Source organism: Streptomyces sp. NPDC056347, assembly GCF_042262625.1.
Classification (GTDB): domain Bacteria; phylum Actinomycetota; class Actinomycetes; order Streptomycetales; family Streptomycetaceae; genus Streptomyces.
This window is the reverse complement of the sequence record NZ_JBHJQP010000071.1, coordinates 1-21928: the sequence shown is the minus strand read 5'-3', so window position 1 is coordinate 21928 and position 21928 is coordinate 1. Positions and strand designations below refer to the sequence as shown.

Below are 21928 nucleotides of genomic sequence, written 5' to 3'. Positions count from 1 at the left end.
GGGAGGGCCACGGTGGTCAGGGCCTCGGGCCCCTACTTCAGGTGGTCCGGGCCGAAGGCCTGCGGCAGCATCTCGTCGAGGGTGCGCAGTCCGTCCGGCGTCTCCAGGACCAGCCCGGGGCCGCCGAACTCGTACAGCAGCTGGCGGCAGCGGCCGCACGGCACCAGGATCTCGCCCGCCCCGTCCACGCAGGTGAAGTGGGTGAGGCGGCCGCCGCCGGTGGCCTGGAGCTGGGAGACCAGCCCGCACTCGGCGCACAGCCCGATGCCGTAGGAGGCGTTCTCCACGTTGCAGCCGGACACCGTACGCCCGTCGTCGACCAGTGCCGCGGCACCGACCGGGTAGTGCGAGTACGGGACGTACGCCCGGGTCATCACCGACCGCGCGGCGCTCCGCAGCGCCGCCCAGTCGGCCTCCGCGAGGGCCGTCACTTGCCCTGCCCCTTGCGGTAGCGCATGCCGTCCGCCTTCGGCATCCGCAGCCGTTGCGCGGAGAGCGAGAGGACGAGCAGCGTGACGATGTACGGGGTGGCGCTCACGAACTCGGTGGGCACGGAGTCCGTGGCCAGGTACCAGACCAGCACCGCGGCCGCGATGACCGCGCTGACGACGCCCTGCACGAAGCTCTTGCGGTACAGCTTCCAGACCGCGAGGAGGGCCAGCACCACCACGAGCAGCAGGAGCAGCGCGTGGACGGACTCGCCGCCGTTGCGCAGCTGGAGCGCGTCGGCGAAGCCGAACAGGCCGGCGCCCATGGCGAGCCCGCCGGGCCGCCAGTTGCCGAAGATCATCGCGGCGAGACCGATGTACCCGCGCCCGCCGGTCTGGCCCTCGTTGTAGATGTGCGAGGTGACCAGCGAGAGGAAGGCGCCGCCGAGCCCGGCGAGGCCGCCGGAGACGATCACCGCGATGTACTTGTACGTGTAGACGTTCACGCCGAGCGACTCGGCGGCGACCGGGTTCTCGCCGCAGGAACGCAGCCGCAGGCCGAAGGAGGTCTTCCACAGCACGAAGAACGTGGCGACGAACAGGACCAGGGCCAGGATCGTCAGCAGCGACACGTTGGTGACCAGGCCGCCGAGCACACCGGCCAGGTCGGAGACGAAGAACCAGTGGTGTTTCTCGATGGAGTGCAGCCAGTCGGAGAGACCCGGGACCGTGATCGAGGTGATGTCGTCGGCCGGTGGGGACTGCTTGGGGCTGCCGCCCTTGGCCGCCGCCTCGCCCGAGTTGAACCAGAGCTTGGCGAAGTAGGTGGTGAAGCCGAGCGCCAGGATGTTGATGGCGATACCGGAGATGATGTGGTCGACGCCGAAGGTGACGGTCGCGACCGCGTGCAGGAGTCCGCCGAGCATGCCGCCGACGATCCCGGCCACCACGCCGAGCCAGGGGTTGGTCTGCCAGCCGGCCCAGGCACCGAAGAAGGTGCCCAGGATCATCATGCCTTCGAGACCGATGTTGACCACGCCGGCCCGCTCGGCCCAGAGGCCGCCGAGACCGGCGAGTCCGATCGGCACGGCCATCGCGAGGGCCGCGCTGATCTGGCCCGCCGAGGTGACGTCCTGCGCCCCGGTGATGGCGCGTACGGCGGACAGCGCGAGCAGGCCGCCCGCGACGATCAGGAGGATGACGGGGAGGGAGAGGCGGGTGCGGCCGCCCTTGCCGCCGGACACCTTGGGGGCCGCCGGGGGCGGGGTGGAAGTCGCCGTGGCGCTCACGCCGACACCTCCTGCTGGTCGTTGTTACGGGCGGCGGCCTGTGCGGCGAGTTCCGCGCCGACCTTGCTCTGCTGGCGCTTGAGTCCGTAGCGGCGGACGACTTCGTAGGCGATGACGACGCACAGGACGATGACGCCCTGGATCACGCCGACGATCTCCTTGTCGTAGCCCTCGAACTCGAGCTTGCCGGTGCCGCGCTCCAGGAAGCCCCAGAGCAGTGCGCCCAGCGCGATGCCGATGGGGTGGTTGCGGCCGAGGAGGGCGATGGCGATGCCGGTGAAGCCGATGCCGACGGGGAAGTCGCCGCTGTACTCGTAGCTGTCGTTGAGGAGGGTCGGCATGCCGATCAGACCGGCCATGGCGCCGGAGATCAGCATCGAGGTGACGACCATCTTCTTGACGTCGACGCCGCTGGCCTCGGCCGCGGAGCCGGACTGGCCGACGGTCCGCAGGTCGAAGCCGAAGCGGGTGCGCGAGAGGGTGAACCAGTACGCGACGCCCGCGACGACCGCGATCACGATGAAGCCCCAGACCGGCGACGGGGTGGTCGGGAACTCGAAGAAGTGCGAGGACTCCGGGATCGGCTTGGTGGAGATCTTCGTACCGGCCTCGTCGAGGTGGCCGAGGCGGCCCTGCTGGAGCAGGTAGCCGATGATCGCCGTCGCGATGGAGTTCAGCATGATCGTCGCGACGACCTCGCTGACGCCCCGGGTGACCTTGAGGACACCGGCGATCCCGGCCCACATCGCGCCGACGATCATCGCGGTGAGGATGATCAGCGGGATCTGGAGGGCGCCGGGCAGGGTCAGCGCACCGCCGACGGCGGCCGCGAAGAAGGCGGCGAGGCGGTACTGGCCGTCGACACCGATGTTGAAGAGGTTCATCCGGAAGCCGACGGCCACCGCGAGACCCGCGAGGTAGTACGTCGTCGCCTTGTTGAGGATGTAGACCTGGCTGTCCGACTTCAGCCCGTAGTCGAACATGATGCCGAAGGCGCTGAACGGCTCCTTGCCGGTGGCGGCCAGCACGAGCGCGGTCACCAGGAAGGCGACCACGATCGCGAGTACGGGGGCCGCGAGCCCCAGGAGCACCCGCTCCTTGTCGATCTTCTTCATCGGTCCTCTCCCCCGTCCCGGGGGTCGGTGTCGGTGCTGTCGGCGCTCGGCGCGGTCGCCTCGTCCGGTGCTTCCAGGTGGCCGCTGGCCGCGCCGGTCATCGCCGAGCCCAGCTCCTCCGGGGTGATGGTCGCCGGGTCGGCGTCCGCGACCAGCCGGCCCCGGTACATGACCCGCAGGGTGTCGGAGAGTCCGATCAGCTCGTCCAGGTCCGCCGAGATGAGCAGGACGGCCAGGCCGTCGCGGCGCGCCTCGCGGATCTGGTCCCAGATCTGCGCCTGCGCGCCGACATCCACGCCCCGGGTGGGGTGCGCGGCGATCAGCAGCTTGGGCTCGTGGCTCATCTCGCGGCCGACGATCAGCTTCTGCTGGTTGCCGCCGGAGAGCGAGGCGGCGGTGACGTCGATGCCCGGGGTGCGCACGTCGTACTCGCGCACGATCCGCTCGGTGTCGGCGCGGGCGCCCTTGAGGTCGAGGAACGCGCCCTTGCTGTTGGGGCGTTCGGTGACGTGACCGAGGATGCGGTTCTCCCAGAGCGGGGCCTCCAGCAGCAGCCCGTGCCGGTGACGGTCCTCGGGGATCACGCCGATGCCGTCCTCGCGGCGCTTGCGGGTGGGCGTACGGGAGATGTCGGCGCCGTCGAGGGTGACCGCCCCGGCGTCCAGGTGGCGCATGCCCATGATCGCGTCGACCAGCTCGGACTGGCCGTTGCCCTCGACACCGGCGATCCCGAGGACCTCGCCCTTGTGGATGGTGAAGCCGATGCCGTCGAGGACCGAGCGCACCACGCCGTCCGGGTCGGTGGCGCACAGCCGCAGCCCGTCGACGGTCAGCATCGGTACGTCGGTGACGGTCGACTCGCGCGTCTCCGGGGAGGGCAGCTCGCTGCCGACCATCAGCTCGGCGAGCTGCTTGGGCGTGGTGCTCGCCGGGTCGGCGGTGCCGACCGTCGTACCGCGCCGGATGACCGTGATCTCGTCGGCGACCGACAGCACCTCGCCCAGCTTGTGGGAGATGAAGATGACGGTCAGGCCTTCGGCCTTGAGCTCGCGCAGGTTGTCGAAGAGCGCGTCGACCTCCTGCGGCACCAGGACGGCCGTGGGCTCGTCGAGGATCAGGGTGCGGGCGCCGCGGTAGAGGACCTTGAGGATCTCCACCCGCTGCCGGTCGGCGACCCCGAGATCCTCGACCATGGCGTCCGGGCGGACCCCGAGGCCGTACGCGTCGGAGATCTCCTTGATCCGGGCGCGGGCCCGGTCGCCGATGCCGTACAGCTTCTCCGAGCCGAGAACGACGTTCTCCAGGACGGTGAGGTAGTCGGCGAGCATGAAGTGCTGGTGCACCATGCCGATGCCCCGGGCGATGGCGTCACCGGGGTTGTGGAACGAGACCTGCTCGCCGTCGATCGCGATGGTGCCCTCGTCCGGCTTCTGCATGCCGTAGAGGATCTTCATCAGGGTGGACTTGCCGGCCCCGTTCTCGCCGACGAGAGCGTGGACGGTGCCGCGGCGCACGGTGATGTCGATGTCGTGGTTGGCCACGACACCGGGGAACCGCTTGGTGATGCCGCGGAGCTCCACGGCATGGGGACTGCTGGACGCGTTGATGGCGCACTCTCCTTGGCAGGAGCGGAGGGCGGAGGCGGTGGGAGCGTGAAAACTATCGCGCCCGGCGGACGCTACGCGCGTAGCGCCACCGAATCGTTGGCCATCTGATGACAGATCGCGGACGGTGCGCGGACGACTACGGCGCGGACCCGGACGCGGTACGCGCGTCGGGCCCCGTTCGACGGGGCCCGGGGCTCGTCCGGAGCCGGGCAGGGGGTGCCGCCGAAGTCCCGTCCGGCCCGCGGTTCGCGGGCGGCGGGACTCCGAGGACACCCCCTGGTCCGGCTTCCGGTCGGCAGCCGGATCAGATCGTGGTCTTGACCTTGATCGAGCCGTCGACGATCTTCTTCTTCGCCTCGTCGAGCTTGGCCTGGATGTCCTTGAGGTGGTCACCCGTGGTGGTCAGGCTGACGCCGTCCTTGGCCAGGGTGTAGGTCTGCGTACCGGCCAGCGGCTTGCCGTCCTTGACCGACTTGATCAGGTCGTAGACACCGCCGTCGACGTTCTTCACGACCGAGGTCATGATCGTGTCCTTGTACTTCGACAGGGCCGGGTCGAGGGCCTGGTCGGAGTCGACGCCGATGGACCAGGCGCCCTTCTTGCCCGCGACGGCCTCGATGGAGCCGGCACCCGAACCGCCCGCGGCGGCGAAGATGACGTCGGCGCCCTTGTCGAGCATGCCCTTGGCGGCGTACGAACCCTTGTCGGGGCTGCCGAAGCCGGACAGGTCCGAACCGGTGGACAGGTACTGGATCTGCACCTTGGCCTTCGGGTTCGTGTCCATGACGCCCTGCTGGAAACCGGCGGCGAACTTCTTGATCAGCGGAAGGTCCACACCGCCGATGAAGCCGACCTGGCCGTCCTTCGACTTCAGCGCGGCGGCGACGCCGGCGAGGTAGGAGCCCTGCTCCTCGGTGAAGACGATGCTGTCGACGTTCTTCGCGTCGGCGACCGAGTCGACCAGGCCGAAGCTGACCTTCGGGTACTTGGCGGCGATCTTGGAGACCGCGTTCTGGTACGCGAAGCCGACCGCGATGACCGGGTTGTAGCCGCCCTCGGCGAGCGACTCCAGGCGCTGCTCGCGGTCGGCGGGGGTCTCACCGGTCTTGGCGGTGAGCTCCTTGGTCTCGGCGCCCAGCTCGGACTTGGCCTTGTCCAGACCGCGCGCGGCGGAGTCGTTGAACGAGTTGTCGCCGCGGCCGCCCACGTCGTAGGCCATGCCGATCTTCATCTTGCCCTTGTCGGAGCCGGAGCTCTCGGTGGACGACTCGCCGCACGCGCTGGCGGTGAGCGCGAGGGTCGCGGTGACAGCACACGCAGCGGTGATCTTGGATACCCGGCGCAAGGGAAGGCTCCTTCAAACCTGACCGAAGCGCCTCTTCCGGCGCTGGTTTCGCCGCGATCGTAACGCGCGTAGATGTCAGATAAAGCCCTGTACGGAAGCCGTTATCGGATCGTCGCGAACCGGAGGTGACGCCCCCGGTCACGCATGGTTGCGATCGAGCAACGCGGAGGCAGTGAACAGCTCCACGGCGACCGTGATCGCCTCCTCGTCGGCGTCGAAATCACCGCGGTGCAGGTCGAGCCGGGCGGTGTCGCCGGGGGTGCGGACGCCGAGCCGCGCCATGGCGCCGGGGACGTGCTCCAGATACCAGGAGAAGTCCTCACCGCCCAGGCTCTGTTCGGTGCCCTCGATCGCCTCCGCCCCGCGGCGGGCGGTCATCGCCTCGGCGAGCAGATCGATCACGGCGGCGTCGTTGACGACCGGGGGGACGCCCTGGATGTATTCGACCACCGTCTTGGCGCCGTGCATCCCGGCCACCTCGTCGATCGCGGCGTGCACCAGGTCGGGGGCGGCCCGCCAGGCGTCCAGCTCCAGGCAGCGGACGGTGCCGGAGAGCTCGGCGTGCTGCGGGATCACGTTGCAGGCGTGGCCCGACTCCAGGCGGCCCCAGGTGACGGCGAGCCCGGCGCGGGCGTCGACCCGGCGGGCCAGCAGCGCGGGCACCTCGGTGGCGACCTTGGCGGCGGCGGTGACCAGGTCGGTGGTCAGGTGGGGGCGGGCGGTGTGGCCGCCGGGCCCGTCCAGGCTGACCTCCAGCCGGTCGCAGGCCGAGGTGATCGCCCCGACCCGCAGCCCGATCCGGCCCACGTCCACCTTCGGGTCGCAGTGCACACCGATGATCCGGCCGACCCCCTCCAGCGCCCCGGACAGGATCGTCTCGGGCGCGCCGCCGGGCAGCACCTCCTCGGCGGGCTGGAAGATCAGCCGCACCGGGTTCGGGAGCAGCCCCTGCCGGTCCAGCTCGGCGAGGACGAGACCGGCGCCGAGGACGGAGGCGGTGTGAACGTCGTGCCCGCAGGCGTGCGCCCGGTCGGGGACGGTGGAGCGGTACGCCACCCCCGTCTTGGTGTCCGGAATGGGCAGGGCGTCGATGTCCGCGCGCAGGGCGAGCATGGGGGCGGTGGACGCGTCCCGCGTACCGATGTCGCACAGGAGCCCGGTGCCGGTGTCGAGGACCCGGGGCTCCAGTCCGGCCTTCTCCAGCCGGGCCTTGATCGCCGCGGTGGTGCGGAACTCCTGGTTGCCCAGCTCGGGGTGCATGTGCAGGTCGCGCCGGAAGGCGATCAGCTCGGCACGCAGGGCCTCGGGGAGGGTGCCGGGAAGCGGCTCGGCGTGGGGCGTCGGCTCGGCGTCGGACTCGCGGGACATCAACTGGTTCACCCGGTGAAGGGTATGCCCCTTCCCCCTTCAACTTCCCGCGAAACAGCAAAAGTTCAGCCACCCGGGCGAATGGAGGAGGGCGTGGCGACGAGTGTCACGCCTGGGGTGTGGGTACACTCCCCCGCCGCCCCGGAGGGGCGCACGCCCCCGGGGCATCGGGGTATTCCGGCGGCACATTCGCCGGGCCCGGGAACCACGGACCGCGCCCGGCATCCCGGACCGCGCGAGAAGCCCGGCGCCACCCGGGCGTCCGGACGACACACCGGCCCGAGCATCATCGATGAGATCGGCGCAAAACCACCGCTCCTTCGCCGCCCCGCCCCGCGGCGGACCGGCCGGGGCGGCACCCACCTGGGACGGAGCGCCCGCCTCCCGGTCAACGGATCACGCCGGCGCGGTCAGGATCCCGCCACTCCCGGATCCGTCGGACGCCCACCCCTTGCCGTCCTTGCCGTCCTTTGGGTCCTGGAGGAGCGGTGGGGTCTTCCCCGTACGTCCGCCTCACCAGGGGGAGAGGACACGGCCCGCATCCCGGGGGCCGTCGGAATGCCGCGTACTCACTTCACCACCGAAGACCTGACCCGCATCCGGGCGAGGGTCGACGGCGAGCGGACCTCCCTCGGCCGGGCCGTCCTCGACGACGGCCTGGGCGGCCTGCCGAGCGGCCTGAACGCGGGCCTGGCCGGGCCGTCACAAGTCCAACAAGTGGGTCAACTGTGCCTGATCCGCGTCAGGCGGCGGGTCGGGGCGCGGGCCGGGTGGCGGGCCCGGCCCGGAAGGAGAGCTTCTCCAGCAGGGGTCGGCGCCCGGTGTTCTGGAACGCCGCGATCTTCCACTCCCCCGCCGCCCCTCGGACCAGGGCATACGTCTGGATCTTGCCGAGCCGGCCGGGCCGGGCGCCCTTGTGGACGTCGCCCCGGGTAACCAGCAGGGCGGTGTCCGGTCCGGTGCGGCGGACGTCCACGGTCTCGCTCGCCAGCCGGGTGCCCTTGAGGAAACTGCCGAACAGGTCCTGGTGCGCGGCACCGATCTCGGCCGCGCCGGTGTAGAGGGTGCCGACGTAGGTGATGTATGTGGCGTCGGCGGTGAACTCGGCGCCGTAGGCGGCCCCGTCCCCCGCGTTCCAGGCGGCGGCGAGGCGGTCCAGCAGGGCGGTGACGGCGGCTTCGGTGCCGGTGTCGGCGTCGGTGCGACTGTCGGGCTGAGCGTCCATGCGGTCCACGGCCTCTCGTGATAACTTCGCCCAGGAATTAACTTCACAGAGGATTTCTCTTCTCTAGAGAAGAGACTAGAGAGAGGTGGATCGCGTGTCAACGCCCGAGCAGATGCCCGAGAACGCCGCGGCCGTCTACCGGCGGTACCTCAGCGCCGTGATGCTGCACGGCCACGCCGGAGCCAAGGCGGTCGGCCTGGGGGCCACCGATCTGTACGCGCTCAACATCCTGGCCCTGGACGGCGCCATGACCCCGGGCGAACTGGGCCGCCGCACCGGCCTGACCACCGGCCCGACCACCCGCCTGATCGACCGCCTGGAGCGGGCCGGCTACGTACACCGCGCCGCCGACCCGCACGACCGCCGCAAGGTCATCGTCGAACCCGTCGCCCGCCCCGGCGGCCTGGACGAGGCCATGACCCCGGCCCGCGAACGGATCGGCGCGATCATCGAGGGCTACTCCCCCGAGCAACGCGCCGTCCTCCTCGACTACTTCACCCGCGCCGCCGACGCGTACCTGGAGGCTTCGACGGAGGTCGGCGGCAGGCGCGCGGACTGACGCGGCCCGGGGTCCGTACCGCGGAGGCCCCGCCAGGACGGGAACGCGCCTGACGGGGCCTCCGGTTTCACCAGGTCGTACCGGCTGCCGTCCGTTCGGTCGGGGCTGGGTCGACTCGCTGCTGGTGCCATCCGCCAGACCGCGGCCGGTGTTGACGAGTCGTTCGTCCAATTCACCCTGGAAAACGCGCACCTCGTCGATTCCGCCCGCGAAGAAGTCGCTAGAGGTGTCGCCGTTCAGCGTGCGACCGACCTGGAGCGCGGTGATGCTGAAGTCCCAGGTGCTGTCTCAGGACATCCGGGCACTCTCGACGCCATTGGCATGGAGCACCACGTCACCGAAGTCCGCCGAGTGGACGAGGGCCAGGTGGTCGCCCTTGGTGCCGGTGCTGGGGAGAAAGCCCGCCGCCTTCGCGGTGGTGCTCGTGGCGGTGGCCGAGTCCGCGTCGCCACCGAGGGCGAGCCCGGTGCCGCCGCACCTCTCTGGCGCCACGCCGCCGGGAGCGGAGGCCACGTTTCAGTAGGCGAGTTGGCGGGGCGTGACTTTCAGCAGCAACCGACACGATCGCATGCGATATCGCTCACCATCTCATCAAAAAAAACATGTCCACCATTTACCGCTAAACAAGAATGGATCAGCGATAATTTCACAAAGCAAGAGGACGTCTCAATGCAGCTCGTGAATCCGGACACCAGCCACCAGCATTAATCCGGTCGCCAGTCGCCAGAGAAACCACCACCACGCACCTCGCGGTGACAGCGACGACTGCGGCGACTGCGGCGACTGCGGCCCACCGCAATACGGCATCAAAGCCCACTGGCACCACAGTCGATCACGGCCACCAAACACTCCTGGGGTCACATCAGCCATTCCCGATGTGACCCCAGGCCCTTGAAAACGAACGATTCAGCGCTTGCCCACCAAACGTCGCCTGTAGCTGCTAAACCCTCTACAGCAACCCGATGACGCGGTAAGAAGATTCCATTTCCGACTCCCCCAGAAGATCCAGGAAGAGTTGAAACTGAACAAAGTTTCCGCGATCAATCATGCCATTTTCCGGCCAGATCGCATCGCATTCCGGACACTTTGCAAGCTTGATCAAGAACCGCGTCGCCTCCACTCTTTCTAGCGCCGCCTGCCCACAACGAGGGCACTCCACTGACGCGCGTCCCGTTTCAGTAGGGATATGCACTGATCACCTCTGTCGTTCCCGGCTTTACGATGATACGGACCGATTTCTGGCCGCCATCGCCGATCGTTCGTCCCATGGGCACCACATAGGCTGCTGGATCATTCGGCTCCGGCGCACCTCGTTTCGTCCAGGCTTCATCGACGAGCTCCAGAGGGCTCTTTTGGCCAGTGAATATGCCGTGGTTCTTCTTCCCGGCTTTCAAACTCTCCGCCGTGTGCGCTCCAACATGGAAGATTCGGTGCCCTTCCCCACCCTTCATGGGCCCATAGACGAGGCCAGCAGGGGTCTGCCACGCGCCAGGTTCGGCACGGACGAGAGCGCGGACGGTCTGCTCATACAGCTCATGGCCGCTCTGGGCGCAGTGTCCGGCGATCCAACGGGTCGCTTCGTCCGGGGTGTGCAGTGGCCCGAGGCGGCGCCGCAGTTGCGCTCTCCGCCGGTGACGCAGACCGCCTCGAACGCTGGCAGGGCCATGCGGTCGGGGACGGTGGTGACGTGGTACTCGCGGAAGCGGTAGCGCCCCCGAGGGGCGTTGCGTACTGGTGCGCCGGCGTTCGGAGAGTCAGGCATCCTCGGCTGCCTCTTCCGAGTGCGGGATGCGCTGTCCGCGCGAGTCCGCGACCCTGAGCGCGTCCGCCAGGGCTTCTGCCAACCGGCAGGCCAGCCAGCGGTATTCGATCGCCGACAGGGCTTTCGCGCCGGATGCCGTGACGTTGCGGGCGTACGCCAGCAGTTCCTGGCCCATGCTGAGCTGTACCGTCTCGATGCTGTCGGCGAGGGTGGAGAGGTAGCCCCGGCCGTCGCTGCTCAGGTAGCAGGGTTTCCCCTCTGGGCTGGTCCATGGCAATAAGCGGGGGCCTCCCTCGCCCGACGCGGCGTCGTACAGCTCTCTGCGACGCATGCGGTCGGCATCGCTCCTGGGCTGGCTCACTGGACACCCCCGGCCTGGGTCACTGATGGTGGACACACTGACCGTAGGCACTGCCTGGCTGTCACCCCAGGTGAGAGCCGTGGCAGCTACCCGACAACGCCCAGGTAGTCGGCCATTTCACGCATCTCCGTCGTGAGGGTGCGCTTGCGCTTGCCCAGGATCTCCTGCATGGTCTCAGCGGCCCAGTTCTGGTGCCGCAGCCACTGCGGGGCGGCTTCCCGGGCGCGGGTCAACTCGTCCATGGCGGCGGACAGGTCGCCGGTCCAGGTGTGGGCGCGCGCCACTTCGAGGGTGAAGCGGTTCCCGTCGTTGGGGCTGGGCCTTCCCAGACGCTTCCACGCCTTGGGCGACAACTCCTCCTGCTCGCCTGCCTTGCGCACCACCGCGCGGGCATCGCCGATGACCATGGAGTCTTCGAGTGCCTTGACCGCGACGGTGACCGGCCCGAAGACGGACCAGTGCCGGGAGATGTTGCGATGTGCCGTCCCGACCGCGGTTGCCGCGGCCCGGGCGGCCTGACGGTACTCCTTCGCCTCGTCAGGACGGTTGTTCCTCGCGGCTGCGGCGGCGGCCTCCATCGCCAGGCCGCCCCACACCGCGTAGTGGCCCGGCTCGACCCCGGTGATCTTCGGCTCCACCGCGTCCATGCTCTGGGCGGCGACCTGTTCCGCCTCGTCCAAGCGGCCCTGGCGCACCAGCAGCCAGCACATGCAGCCGACACCGGAGCCCGCCGCAAGCATGTCTCCGGCCTGACGGACGTCCATGATGGCGTCGCGCACAGCGGCGTACGCGATGTCGTACTGCCGTACCTGGGTGAGGTAGGTGCCGGCCAGACGCAGCGCCTCGGCGCGGGCCAGCAGGGCCTGCCGGTGTTCGTCCCCGCTGTCGTAGTAGGCGACGGCTTGTGCGGCATCGCGCAGCAGGCCGGATAGTTGGGCCGCGACGCTTTTGTAGCTGTCGGAGAAGTACAGCACCCGTGCATCTTGCAGCGTCCGCCGGAAGGTGCGCAGGTTCGGTTCCTCGCCCACGGCTTCGGCGTCCTGGTCCACGAGTCCGACGGCCGGGGTGAGGGCGGCGCGGAGCTGGATCAGGTTGACGCGGTTCGGCTCCTCGGTCCGCCCGACAGGCTCCGGGGCATCGGACGCCATCAACGCGGCGGTGGTCACCCCCAGCGCCCGGGCGAGCGTGTGCAGGATCTCCCTGCGGAGAGTGCCGCCCTGCTCGGCCTTGCGTACCGTGCCCGGCGATACGCCCACGGCGTGGGCCAGTTCCTCCTGACTCATCCCCGCGCGACGCCGGTACTTGCGGACGTTGTCGGCCAGCTCCGTAATCATCAACTCACCACCTGCCACTCCACGGTACGCCCGGCCCGCACGTCAGCCGGGGGCGATCCGGCAGACACCCACCCACAGGAGTGCCCACCGCCTGGTGGGCCGGAGCTCCGGCAGGATCGGGGCCTGAGCGGGAGGGGGTCCCTCGTCGGTCGGGCAGCTTCGCCGTGCCAGGGTTCCCCGGGGGCCGCCAAGGCTCACTTCGTGACGCGTGCGCTTGGCCTTGGCGGCCCCCGGGGGTTCCTGGTACGCCTCCGGTGACCGGGCGGCGAGGGCCCCCTCCCGCGACCTCGACCCCACACCACGACGAAGCCGGACCCGTAAGCCGGCCCCCTGCCCCTCAGAGAGAGTGCCGGAGTCTGGGGCAGGGCCCCAGGATGGTTCGCTGTGTTTCCTGTTGCGCGCCCGGACCGGCGGGGCCGTCGCCAGCGGGGCGGAGACAGGAGCGGGCGGCGCCGGTGGGCCACCTTGATCAAGTAAAGAAACTCTGAACAGCTCATTCTCTGTGACGACTGGAGCTGACCTCCTGCCGCTGACGGGACGACCTTCGCCCCTCAACCGCGACGCTCCTCCTGGTACAGCGCATCGAACTCGTCGCGATCAAGGAGCTCCTCAACCACGCCCATACCGGCGTCACCGCAGCCGTCTTGCCCCCGTCCAAACCCACCTACAGCGTCCAGCCATCGACCTGCTCGGCACCGTACTCGGCTACCCGGTGATGCGAGCCCCAGAGGGGGTGAACCGCCATCACGCGCACCCTCGTCCGCTGACGCTGCCGTCAGCTACTGCCGTCAGGCACGTCTGAGGTCCCGCCGGAGTGCAGCCCGGCGGGACCTCATAAGGCTTCAGCAGGACCGCCTATTCATCACTAATCCGTGCAGCATCTGGCTTTGCCCAGTAGATCATGCGACACTCAGACGAATTTGATTTCGGATCCGGTTCGCCGATCTTGATCACGCACTCCACCAACGGATGATCTTCGGGAAATAGGGCGTCCAGCTCGAAGGTAACCTCTTCGGCAACTTCTTCAAGTTCACTCGATTGACGATGAGCCCAGAAGACCACTTCCACGCGAGCTTCCTCAGCACGCACAGCCACGGCGATCACATCAGTCGAAATCATGCCGAGCAGTGCTTGCACTGCAAGAAGTGTGATCTCGTTCTCGCGCTGATTCCTTTGCTTGTCGGTCACGGCGCGCCTGCCTGGGGATTCATCGGCACAACGCTCGGACTCTTAGTCCCCTTGATCATGAAAATATTCGTGGGAACTCCGAGACGATTCATAGCTGGATTGTTGTCGTAGCCCACGACGGAAGGAACTCGAATTTGAATATTTCCTGTCTTCGTCATCCCCATGATCTGTGCCGATGATCGCCGCCAGCAACCGCGGCCTCCCCATGCCCTCCGCGCAGGGCAGCGGGGCCGCGTACCTGACGTACTGGCTGGAGGCCGTCGCCGTCCACCAGCTCCGCGAGAACACTCACACCCGATACACCGCCTGCGTCAACCGGCACCTCATCCCCGGCCAGGGCAAGAAGCTCACCAAGCTCACCACCAAGGACGTCCGTACCTGGCTCAACCATCTCCGCACCACCTGTCAGTGCTGCTCGCGCGGTATCGATGCCCGGCGTGATAAGCCCCGCTGCTGCGCCGCCGACCAGTGCTGCCACAAGGCGCTCTCCCTTCTGACGCTCACCTACATCCACTCCGCGCTCAAGTCCCCCTCTGGAACACGGAGTGCGCGAGGAGGAGATCCCGCGCAACGTCGCTCGCAACGTCCGCACCGGCACCCCACGCCCCCGCCGCTTCGAACCCCTCACTGCCGAAGAAGCCCGGCAGTTCCTCACCGCCGCCGAGGACCATTGGCTGCACGCGCTGTTCGAACTCGCTCTCCACACTGGACTCCGCAAGGGCGGCCTCCGCCGTATCCGCTTCCACGACCTCAGGCACTCAACCGCCACTCTGCTCCTGGAACAGGGAGTCGAACTCGTCGTGATCAAGGAACTCCTCAGCCACGCCCACATCGGCGTCGCCGCCACCGTCTACGCCCACGCCAGACTCCGCCTCCAGCGCCACACCATCAACACCCTCAGCACCGCGCTCGACGGTCCTGCTGGCCAAGATTCGACCCGCGACGACGGCAACGACCCGCCGCCGTGCGGAGCCATCGTCCGCTGACGTTGCCGTCAACTACTGCCGTCACCCCGTACAGAAGCCCCGCCAGGACTCACCTGACGGGGCTTCAACTTTGCTACCGCTACTTAAGACTGGAGAGCATCTTCACTCTTCGAGGCCGGACTGAAGACGCTGCCAATCCTCCTGCTGATCGCGCCAGGCAGTGCTCGCATAGATCGCGGTCTTCGCCTCAGGCAAAGATAGGCCAAGCACACGAGAAGCTGCGTAGATCGCTTCGATCGGCGACAGACCGAGTTCCCGCAGTTCCCGGAATACCGGTTCCCGCTCCACTTGCCCTCGGCCCGCGATGCTCGATGCCAACGCGTCCAGTCGAGACCGGTCCACTCTCTAATCTCCTAGGATCTTTGCGACGTCCAAGGTCATCGACCATGGGCGCTTGTAGATGCTGCCGTCCGGTTTGGGGATATGCCGCTCATAGTTCAGCACGACGGTGCTAAACCCCTGGGATCTCGCCTGCTCGGCGACGGAGCGCTTCATCTGGCGGATTGCATTTGGCCCAATCGGGGCACGGCTCAGCCCTTGGGTCCCCTTCGGGAAGACCATCAATCCGTCCAGGTGCACGGTGTCTCCGGCCATCCTGACAGTCGCCATGGTCTCAACCGTCTGCCCTCCAACATCGAATGATCCATCCCAGATGTCCCCGTCGATGAATGGAGAGCAGTTGCTGTTGTGAACCAGTACCGGAGTCTTACCCGCCAGCACATAGTACGTGTGAATGCCGTCTACGGTGAGATCGTAGGTGCGCTGACGCTTCTGGTAGTGGCGGACGGCAGCGACCTCGACCACTTCATCAGCATCGGTACGGAGACGATCTCCGGCCCTGAGGTCACCTGCGTCGACCCACCGCCCTTCCGTCGGAGACCAGAAGGGGTGAGTGTCCGTGGCGGTGATCTTGGATGTGCTCCCGCCGGACTTCACCGCGATCTCAGTGAAGTCCTTGTCGTCCTCCGTGACTATGGTGTTCACGACATCGCGGGGTTCCGTCTTTCCGGTTTCCGGGTCTGTGGCCAGAACCTTTTCACCGATCTCGACGTCTTCGATGTTCTTGGTAGACCCGTCGGACAGCTGGACCTTAGTTCCGGCGAGAAAACTGTGATTGCTGCCAGTCAGGCACTCCACTGCCCTCTCGGCGACCTTGGCCTCCTTGGCGCTCTTCTCTCCCGCCTTGGCGATCTTGAGGATCTTTCCGGCCTTCAGGATAGGAATGTCAGTGACAATCCATCCGCACTCCCACGAAATGTCCTTGCACGCCGCCAGATCCTCGGGGTCGAAGACGGTGAGCTTGAACACTTCTTTAGCCAGACGCCAGTAGCGGTTCTCGCCGACCGGGAGATTTCCGAGGACGAGCCCCTTCTCTCCAACGGTCACGAACCGCGTCGCCACCTTGCGCCCATTGACGTACTTCTCGTCCGTGAACAGGGTGGAGCCGTCGCTTCGCGACTCGACCTTGGTCTTCTGCAGATGCTGGTCCCATCCCCCGTTCTCGTTCATGGTGAAGTTCTCGCGCGTACCGTCATCGCAGATGCCGGTGTGTCCGCAGATGCCAAGTGGCCTCAGGCCGTCTGGGTCACTGAGGGTGGCGGGGTTGTTGTTGCCGTAGGTGTAGCCGTTCATCTGCTGGGGGTCGCTCAGGTCGAGGAGCGGGTCCACGGAGATGAAGCGGCCGAGTTCGGGGTCGTACTCGCGGGCGCCGAGGTGGGTGAGGCCGGTGGACTTGGTGTCGTCGGTGCCGCCGACGAAGCCCTTGGTGCCGGGCCAGTTGGCCGGCTTCGTTCCGCGGGCCGCGCCGAACGGGAGCGTACGGCGCTGGGTGAGGGCCAGGTCGGACGCCTGGACGGCGAGTTCACCGGTTCCGTGGTGATCGGCGATGGTGAAGGAGAACGTGCCGTTGTCCGCGAGGACAGCCGTCTGGCCGCCTCCGAGGTCGATGTAGCGGGTCGCCTTCGCCTTGTCGGCGCCGGTGGGAACCGTGATCTCGGTGTTACCCAGATAGAGCGTGGCCTCGGTGCTGGTACGGCCGATGAGGCGGTTGCCCGCCGCGTCGTAGAGGTAGCTGGTGGTCTTGCCGTTCTCGGTCACCTCGGAGAGGCGGCCCTCGGCGTCCCAGCTCAGCTTCTGGCCAGGGCGGGCGGTGGTGTTGCCACTCGCATCGTAGGCATAGGCGCCGGTCGTGGTTCCCGTGGGCGCCGCCGTGGTGACGGAGCTCAGTGCGTGGGCCTGCGGTTGACCAGGTTCCGGGTACGTGTAGGTCCGCTTGGTTTCCTTGGCCGTGTCACCGGTGGGGTCGTGCTGGATCTCGGTGGCCCGGTTGCCGGACTTGTCGTACGTGAAGCTCTGCCAGTACGGGGCCGGACCGCCGATCAGACCGCCGGACGGCTCCGTGGCGCAGGTGGTGATGGGCTGGGTCCACGCTTCGGTGACCCGGCCGAGGTAGTCCAGAGTGAAACACTGGTTGTCGGTGCCACTACGGGAGATATCCGCCATCGAGCGGACGTTGCCGGCCTCGTCGTACGTGTAGGTGACGTTGCGGTCGACGCCCGGCTGGTCCTGGCGGTCGACGCGCGAGGTCGCCAGCCGCTGGGTGCCCCACTCATACGTGTTGGTGACCTGGGTCTTCTTGGTGCTGCCGGTCAACGCCATGGTGTGCTGCAGCGGCTTGCCGGTCGGGCTGTAGACGACGCCGGAGGTCATGCCCTCGCCGTACACCCCGGTCATCCGCAGGGTGTCGGCCTCGTAGGTGTAGCTGGTCGAGCCACCGGGAAGCGAACCGGCCCCGGAGTAGCTGACGCCGCTCACCAGGCCGGACGGCAGGTAGGACGTACCCGCCTGGTAGGTGCCCTGGAGCTTGCCCTCGGTCGCCGGGATCGTGACGGCGGTCCTGGTCGGACGGTAGAGCCGGTCGTATTGGGTGACCTTGGAGGTGTACGCCTGGCCATCCACGTAGCGGGTCGACTCGGCCAGTTGCCCCTGCGCGCCGCTGATCGTGTCGTAGGCGTTCTTGGTCCGCAGCGTTCCGGTGGCCGATCCCTCACGCACCTCGGTCTGACGGCCGAGGTTGTCGTAAAGGTAGGACAGCCCCGGGACATCGGTGCGCGAACCCTTGGCGAAGATCAGCTGGGACCGGTCGTCGTAGCTGCTCTCCGTGGCGCCCTTGTCCGGGTCGGTGGAGGCCGTCTGAAGTCCACGCTGGTCGTACGTGTAGGTCCAGCTGTTCTTCGCGGGGTCGGTCACCTTCTTGAGCTCGCCGCGCGGTGTGTACTCGTAGAGGGTGGAGTCGAAGGCTGCGGCGGCCGAGCGGCTGTAGTGCTGGCGCAGCTCGGTGGTGTTGCCGCGGGCGTCGGTGAGAGTGGTGGTCGCCGTCCCCCCGACCGGCGGAATGACAGTGGTGCGGTCACCGCCGAAAGTGGTCGTGGTGGTACTGAGGACCGCGCCACCGTCGCCGTTGCCCGCGATCTGCCGGACTTCCACGGCTCGGTTCAGTCCGTCGAACGTGGTGCGGGTCTGAGATTCCACGGACAGGGCGTCAGCCGGCTTGAAGAGCTGGGTACCCGGCTTGCCCGTCGTGTAGTAGGGCGCGAATGACTTGGCCGCCAGTCCGCGTTCGTCGTAGAAGACATCGCTGATGATGCTGCCGCCGCCCGGACCGGGGGTCTGGGTCTGCCGCTCGCGCAGGAAGCCGTCGTAGAGCGCATACGACGCGATCTGGCCACCTGTGTTGTTCAGGGTTCTGGACGCGACCGCGACCGTATTGTCAGTGATCGTGTAGGCGAACTCCTGGCTCGGGACCTGGCTGGTTCGCCGGTCCGGCAGCCATACCTTGGTGGACCGGCCCAGGGCGTCGTAGGACAGCTCGGTCACGTTGCCGTTGGTGTCGGTCTGCTTCACCACGGAGCCGCGGACGGGCTCCATCACCGTGGTGGTGGTCTGCGCCGAGGTCACGTCGGTGGCAACGGCCGGCGGCGTGGTCACCTTGATCTCGGCAGCCTGACCGGTCGTCGGTGTGTACGCCGTGGTCGTCGTGCGCCCGTCCTTACGGGCGGTACGGACCGGGGCGTCGGTACCTGTCGCGGTGACGTCGGCAGTCAGGTCCGTGGCAGTCAGCGCACGACCGTAGGCGTCGTAAGTGGCGCCCGACTCCAGGTAGGTGGCCTTGGTGCCGTTGTGGCTCTTCAGCGTGGCGATCGCGGTCTTGTCGCCCTTGGTGGGAGCGGCACCGTAAGCACCACCGTCGTACGCGGTCCGGATGTCCGAGAGGACGTCCTTGGAGCGGTCGGTCGTGGCATCGCACGCCTTGGTGACCGTCTCCTCCCGAGCGGTCAAGGTAAGCAGGTTGGCGCTGGTCACCGGGGGATACGTGATGCGGGTGCACCGGTCGTCGGCCGCGGTGGTGTCGTCACCGAAGTCGTCCGACTGGACGAGCCGCCCCGCGATGGTGTCGTAGGCGGCGGCCGTGGAGGTGGTACGCCACTTGGCTCCGGCGCCGTTGTCGAGGGAGGCCCACTCCTTGGTGGCGGAGGTGCCGATGAAGTTGGCCGTCACCGTGCCCCAGTCACGGACCTTCTTCGCGGTCTGGTGGTACCAGGGCCGGTTGACCGACTTGGCCAGTACCTTGCCACCGGGCTTGTCGAACGAGACTGTCCTGTAGCCGAATCCGGCGGCGGTCTCGTGGTCGGCGATCGGATCGCCCTCGCCCGCGTCGAGGCTCACGGTGACGGACTTCGTCCCGCCGGAGGTGTTCTTCCGGTCACCGTCCATGCCTCGCAGGAAGTAGGAGTCCTTCTGCGTCTTCATGGCGGCGTCGCCGCCCTGACCGCCGGTGCGGACCCGGACCTGGCCGTATCCGCGCCACTGGGACCAGGTCTTCTCCTTCTCCTTGGTCAGGCCGTCGTCGTCGTCGAAGTGCCAGGCCGCCCCACCCAGGTAGTCGTAGCGGGTGACCTGGTCGGGAGCGCCGCCGATGCGGTCGGTCGACGTCACGGAGGTGGTGACGTACTTGTTGAACCAGTGCTTCTCAGCGGGTTCGGTGTCACTGCCGCCGAGGAACTGGGGGAAGCAGCGGGTGGTGTTGGTCTCCGGGGTAGGGAGGTTGTTCCAGTCGCACACGGGATCGGAGTAGTTGGCGGTCACCTGACCGCCGTACTCGTCCGACACCGAGGTCAGGCGTTCCTTGATGAACGGGGCGTACCCGTCGCCGGTCTTGTCGAGACGATTGGCCAACTGCACGTACTGCAGAGTTACCTTGGGCAGGGTGACGGTTGGCGTCGTGGACTCGCCGGTGTGCTGGATGCTGTCGAGCAGAAGCTGGTAGTCGATGTCCGCCTGGCCCCAGCGGTGGCCGAGCTTCCAGGAGTCGACCTTGGCATAGGTGCCGTCGGACTTGAGTGTCTGCGTCGCGATGCCGGTCAGCCGCTTGCGGGTCCAGAAGGAGGGGGCAAGCCGACTGCCGTCGCAGCTGGTGCCGGCCTTGCAGTTCAGGTCCCAGGGCGTGTCGTACCAGTAGAACGACTTGCTGTCGATGGTGTCCGCCGCGCAGGTGACGCCCGACTCCGGAAGGCAGCGCTCGGAGTTGTCGAAGAGGATCTGGGCCAGCGGCTTCGAGGTGTAGACCTCGGTCGCCTTCTGCCCGTAGTCGATGCGCTTCAGGTAGCCGCCGCGCGTGTAGGAGGTGTCGTCGGACGCCTTCAGGTTGCGGCCGTAGGAGTTGGCCTCCTTGCCGTAGTAATAGCTGATGGTGTTGTCGTGGGTGTCGACGACGTAGTCGAGGTTCCATCGCCAGGCCTGCTGGCACCAGGAGTCCGCGAAGGTGTCGGCGTGGCACTCCTCGCCGGCATCGTTGCCGTAGACGGGAAGGGTCCAGGCGGATTCCGTGGTCTCCTTGCCCGTGCTCCAGCCCGGCAGCCGGTGGTAGCCGAAGTAGAAGCGGGTGCCCTGCGGGTCGGTCAGGCGCCAGTATTCGCCGTCGTTGTCGCCGTTCTCCCGGTTGACGTGCTCCAGGCGCTTGATCCGGGTGCCGTCATCGTGCTTCAGCTTGAATTCGTCGTTGCCCGCCGGAACGAGCTCACCGCCCGAGCCGTTGAAGGAGAGGAAGGCGTTGTCGTATGCCCAGCACATGTCGCCGGGCTTGTTGCCGTCGGCGTTCTTCACACCGTCGTCCGCGCACGGCTTGTAGCGGCGCTCGATGTACCCGGGCCACAGGTCGAAGCCGTCTCCGACCCAGGAGCCCTGGTTGTTCGTTCCGCCGGTGCGGCCGTCAATGGCTCCGGAGGAGTACGAGAGCGCGACGTCGGGCTTCAGACCACCCGGGACCCCGGGAGTATCGATGGCGTAGGACCATGTGAAGTCGCCGGTGTTGAGGCTGGTCTTCCAGGTAGCTGACGGGGAGAGCGGCGTTGCCTTGTAGTCTCCCTTGTCGCCCGCGGCGGCGGCCGTCGCGGCCAGCACGGTCGGGCCGTCCGCGCGCAGGCTCACCGACTTCGCCGTGAGCTTCTGCTCCGCGGTGTTGTTGGTGGACGCGATGGGTTCGCCCGTGTGGCACTGCGGCTCGTTCGGGGTGGTGAGCGCGCAGGCCGGCAGCTCGATCAGGCGCAGGCGGGAGGCGTACGAGCCGCCGAACAGCTCCGCGTACGGGGCGTAGTCGACGGTCAGCGCGACGGAGCTGCGGCCGGCGCCGGGAACAGCAGAGTCGGTATTCTTCGCAGACGTACCGGTGTTCGGGTTCTTCGCGGGCTTCGGGGTGAGGCTGAACAGGGCACCGTTCACGCCTGCCCGACGCGCCTGCTCATTACCGAGGACACGTGAGGTCACGCTGATCGGTGCGGGGACCTCACCGGAGCTCCTGCCCTTGGTCGCCGCGTTGCCCACCGCTTTGTCCAGTGCTTTCCCCTGGGCCCGGCCGATGCCGATCGGCTGCTTGCCGGGGACCGCGAAGCTCGCGGAGCCCCTGGCGTCGGCGCCGGGTATCGAGACCGTCTCCACGGAAGGTTCGGGCAGCTCCGATTTCGGAGCCCTCGACGGGACCTTGGCCCCCGAGGTCCGGGGCCGGGGCTTGGCCTTGGCCTCCCTGACCCCTTCGACCGGCTTCTCCGCCGACGGCAGGCCGGGCAGGTTTGATGTCGTGGCCGTCGCGGCGGGAGCTGCCGCCGCCTGAAGCAGGGTGGCGACCATCACGGCGGATACCGCCAGCGATGTTCGCCGGAACACTCTGTTCCTGGAGGTAGATCCTGTTCCACGTCTCATGCGTAGGTGTCCATCACTGTCAGGCGCGTGTGCCGGAACCCCGGACACGCCGCGCAACCAAAAGGAGATGTTCTTGAAGGCCGGTGGACGGGGGCTCCCGACCAGGC

The 21928-nt window shown here is 67.8% G+C and carries 15 protein-coding genes and 1 pseudogene; 2 read left to right on the top strand and 14 right to left on the bottom strand.

Translation table 11 applies throughout. The annotated features are described in order from the left end of the window. Window positions 1-32: 32 nt before the first annotated feature. The 7 genes from ACFCV8_RS18280 to ACFCV8_RS18250 form a co-directional block, all read right to left on the bottom strand. The gene (locus ACFCV8_RS18280) at window positions 33-431 is read right to left on the bottom strand and encodes a cytidine deaminase (RefSeq protein WP_376686375.1); all 399 of its coding nucleotides are present in this window, start codon (window positions 429-431) and stop codon (window positions 33-35) included. Continuing rightward, the gene (locus ACFCV8_RS18275; protein ID WP_376686374.1) at window positions 428-1717 is read right to left on the bottom strand and encodes an ABC transporter permease; all 1290 of its coding nucleotides are present in this window, start codon (window positions 1715-1717) and stop codon (window positions 428-430) included. The genes ACFCV8_RS18280 and ACFCV8_RS18275 overlap by 4 nt, the downstream gene beginning before the upstream one ends. Beyond that, entirely contained in the window at window positions 1714-2832 is a 1119-nt protein-coding gene (locus tag ACFCV8_RS18270) for an ABC transporter permease (RefSeq protein WP_376686373.1), read from the bottom strand. The genes ACFCV8_RS18275 and ACFCV8_RS18270 overlap by 4 nt, the downstream gene beginning before the upstream one ends. Further along, a complete protein-coding gene (locus ACFCV8_RS18265; protein ID WP_376686372.1) occupies window positions 2829-4412 on the bottom strand; it encodes an ABC transporter ATP-binding protein in 1584 nt (527 codons plus the stop codon). Before ACFCV8_RS18265 ends, ACFCV8_RS18270 begins: the two co-directional genes overlap by 4 nt. Window positions 4413-4743: 331 nt before the next feature. Next, the gene (locus ACFCV8_RS18260; protein ID WP_376686371.1) at window positions 4744-5784 is read right to left on the bottom strand and encodes a BMP family protein; all 1041 of its coding nucleotides are present in this window, start codon (window positions 5782-5784) and stop codon (window positions 4744-4746) included. A gap of 138 nt (window positions 5785-5922) precedes the next feature. Then, complete coding sequence (locus ACFCV8_RS18255; RefSeq protein ID WP_376686388.1) at window positions 5923-7152, bottom strand: amidohydrolase; 1230 nt, start codon at window positions 7150-7152, stop codon at window positions 5923-5925. Window positions 7153-7894: 742 nt separating this feature from the next. Continuing rightward, window positions 7895-8377: an SgcJ/EcaC family oxidoreductase gene (locus tag ACFCV8_RS18250; RefSeq protein WP_376686370.1), complete on the bottom strand. Its 483-nt coding sequence runs from the start codon at window positions 8375-8377 to the stop codon at window positions 7895-7897. A 94-nt stretch (window positions 8378-8471) separates the two neighbouring features. On the opposite strand from ACFCV8_RS18250, the gene ACFCV8_RS18245 reads away from it, so the two are divergent. Then, window positions 8472-8936, top strand: coding sequence for a MarR family winged helix-turn-helix transcriptional regulator (locus ACFCV8_RS18245; RefSeq protein ID WP_376686369.1), 465 nt, complete (start codon window positions 8472-8474; stop codon window positions 8934-8936). A 288-nt stretch (window positions 8937-9224) separates the two neighbouring features. Here ACFCV8_RS18245 and ACFCV8_RS18240 read toward each other — a convergent pair whose 3' ends face one another. From ACFCV8_RS18240 to ACFCV8_RS18220, 5 genes are all read right to left on the bottom strand, one after another. Next, complete coding sequence (locus tag ACFCV8_RS18240; RefSeq protein WP_376686368.1) at window positions 9225-9428, bottom strand: hypothetical protein; 204 nt, start codon at window positions 9426-9428, stop codon at window positions 9225-9227. Window positions 9429-10111: 683 nt separating this feature from the next. Continuing rightward, window positions 10112-10387 carry a hypothetical protein gene (locus tag ACFCV8_RS18235; protein ID WP_376686367.1) on the bottom strand — a complete coding sequence of 92 codons (276 nt, stop codon included), beginning with the start codon at window positions 10385-10387 and terminating at the stop codon, window positions 10112-10114. A 303-nt stretch (window positions 10388-10690) separates the two neighbouring features. Next, window positions 10691-11029 (bottom strand): hypothetical protein, encoded by a 339-nt coding sequence (locus ACFCV8_RS18230; RefSeq protein WP_376686387.1) that lies wholly within the window; start codon window positions 11027-11029, stop codon window positions 10691-10693. Between the two features lie 116 nt (window positions 11030-11145). Next, a complete protein-coding gene (locus ACFCV8_RS18225) occupies window positions 11146-12393 on the bottom strand; it encodes a helix-turn-helix domain-containing protein (protein ID WP_376686366.1) in 1248 nt (415 codons plus the stop codon). Window positions 12394-13248: 855 nt separating this feature from the next. Further along, window positions 13249-13581 carry a hypothetical protein gene (locus ACFCV8_RS18220; protein ID WP_376686365.1) on the bottom strand — a complete coding sequence of 111 codons (333 nt, stop codon included), beginning with the start codon at window positions 13579-13581 and terminating at the stop codon, window positions 13249-13251. Window positions 13582-13759: 178 nt separating this feature from the next. Here ACFCV8_RS18220 and ACFCV8_RS18215 point away from each other — a divergent pair. Further along, a pseudogene (locus tag ACFCV8_RS18215) lies at window positions 13760-14567 on the top strand (tyrosine-type recombinase/integrase); the annotation flags it as partial. Window positions 14568-14669: 102 nt separating this feature from the next. Here the strand turns inward: ACFCV8_RS18215 and ACFCV8_RS18210 are convergent. Further along, window positions 14670-14885 (bottom strand): hypothetical protein, encoded by a 216-nt coding sequence (locus ACFCV8_RS18210; RefSeq protein ID WP_376686364.1) that lies wholly within the window; start codon window positions 14883-14885, stop codon window positions 14670-14672. A 27-nt stretch (window positions 14886-14912) separates the two neighbouring features. Beyond that, window positions 14913-21821 (bottom strand): polymorphic toxin-type HINT domain-containing protein, encoded by a 6909-nt coding sequence (locus ACFCV8_RS18205; protein ID WP_376686363.1) that lies wholly within the window; start codon window positions 21819-21821, stop codon window positions 14913-14915. Between the last annotated feature and the right edge of the window lie 107 nt (window positions 21822-21928).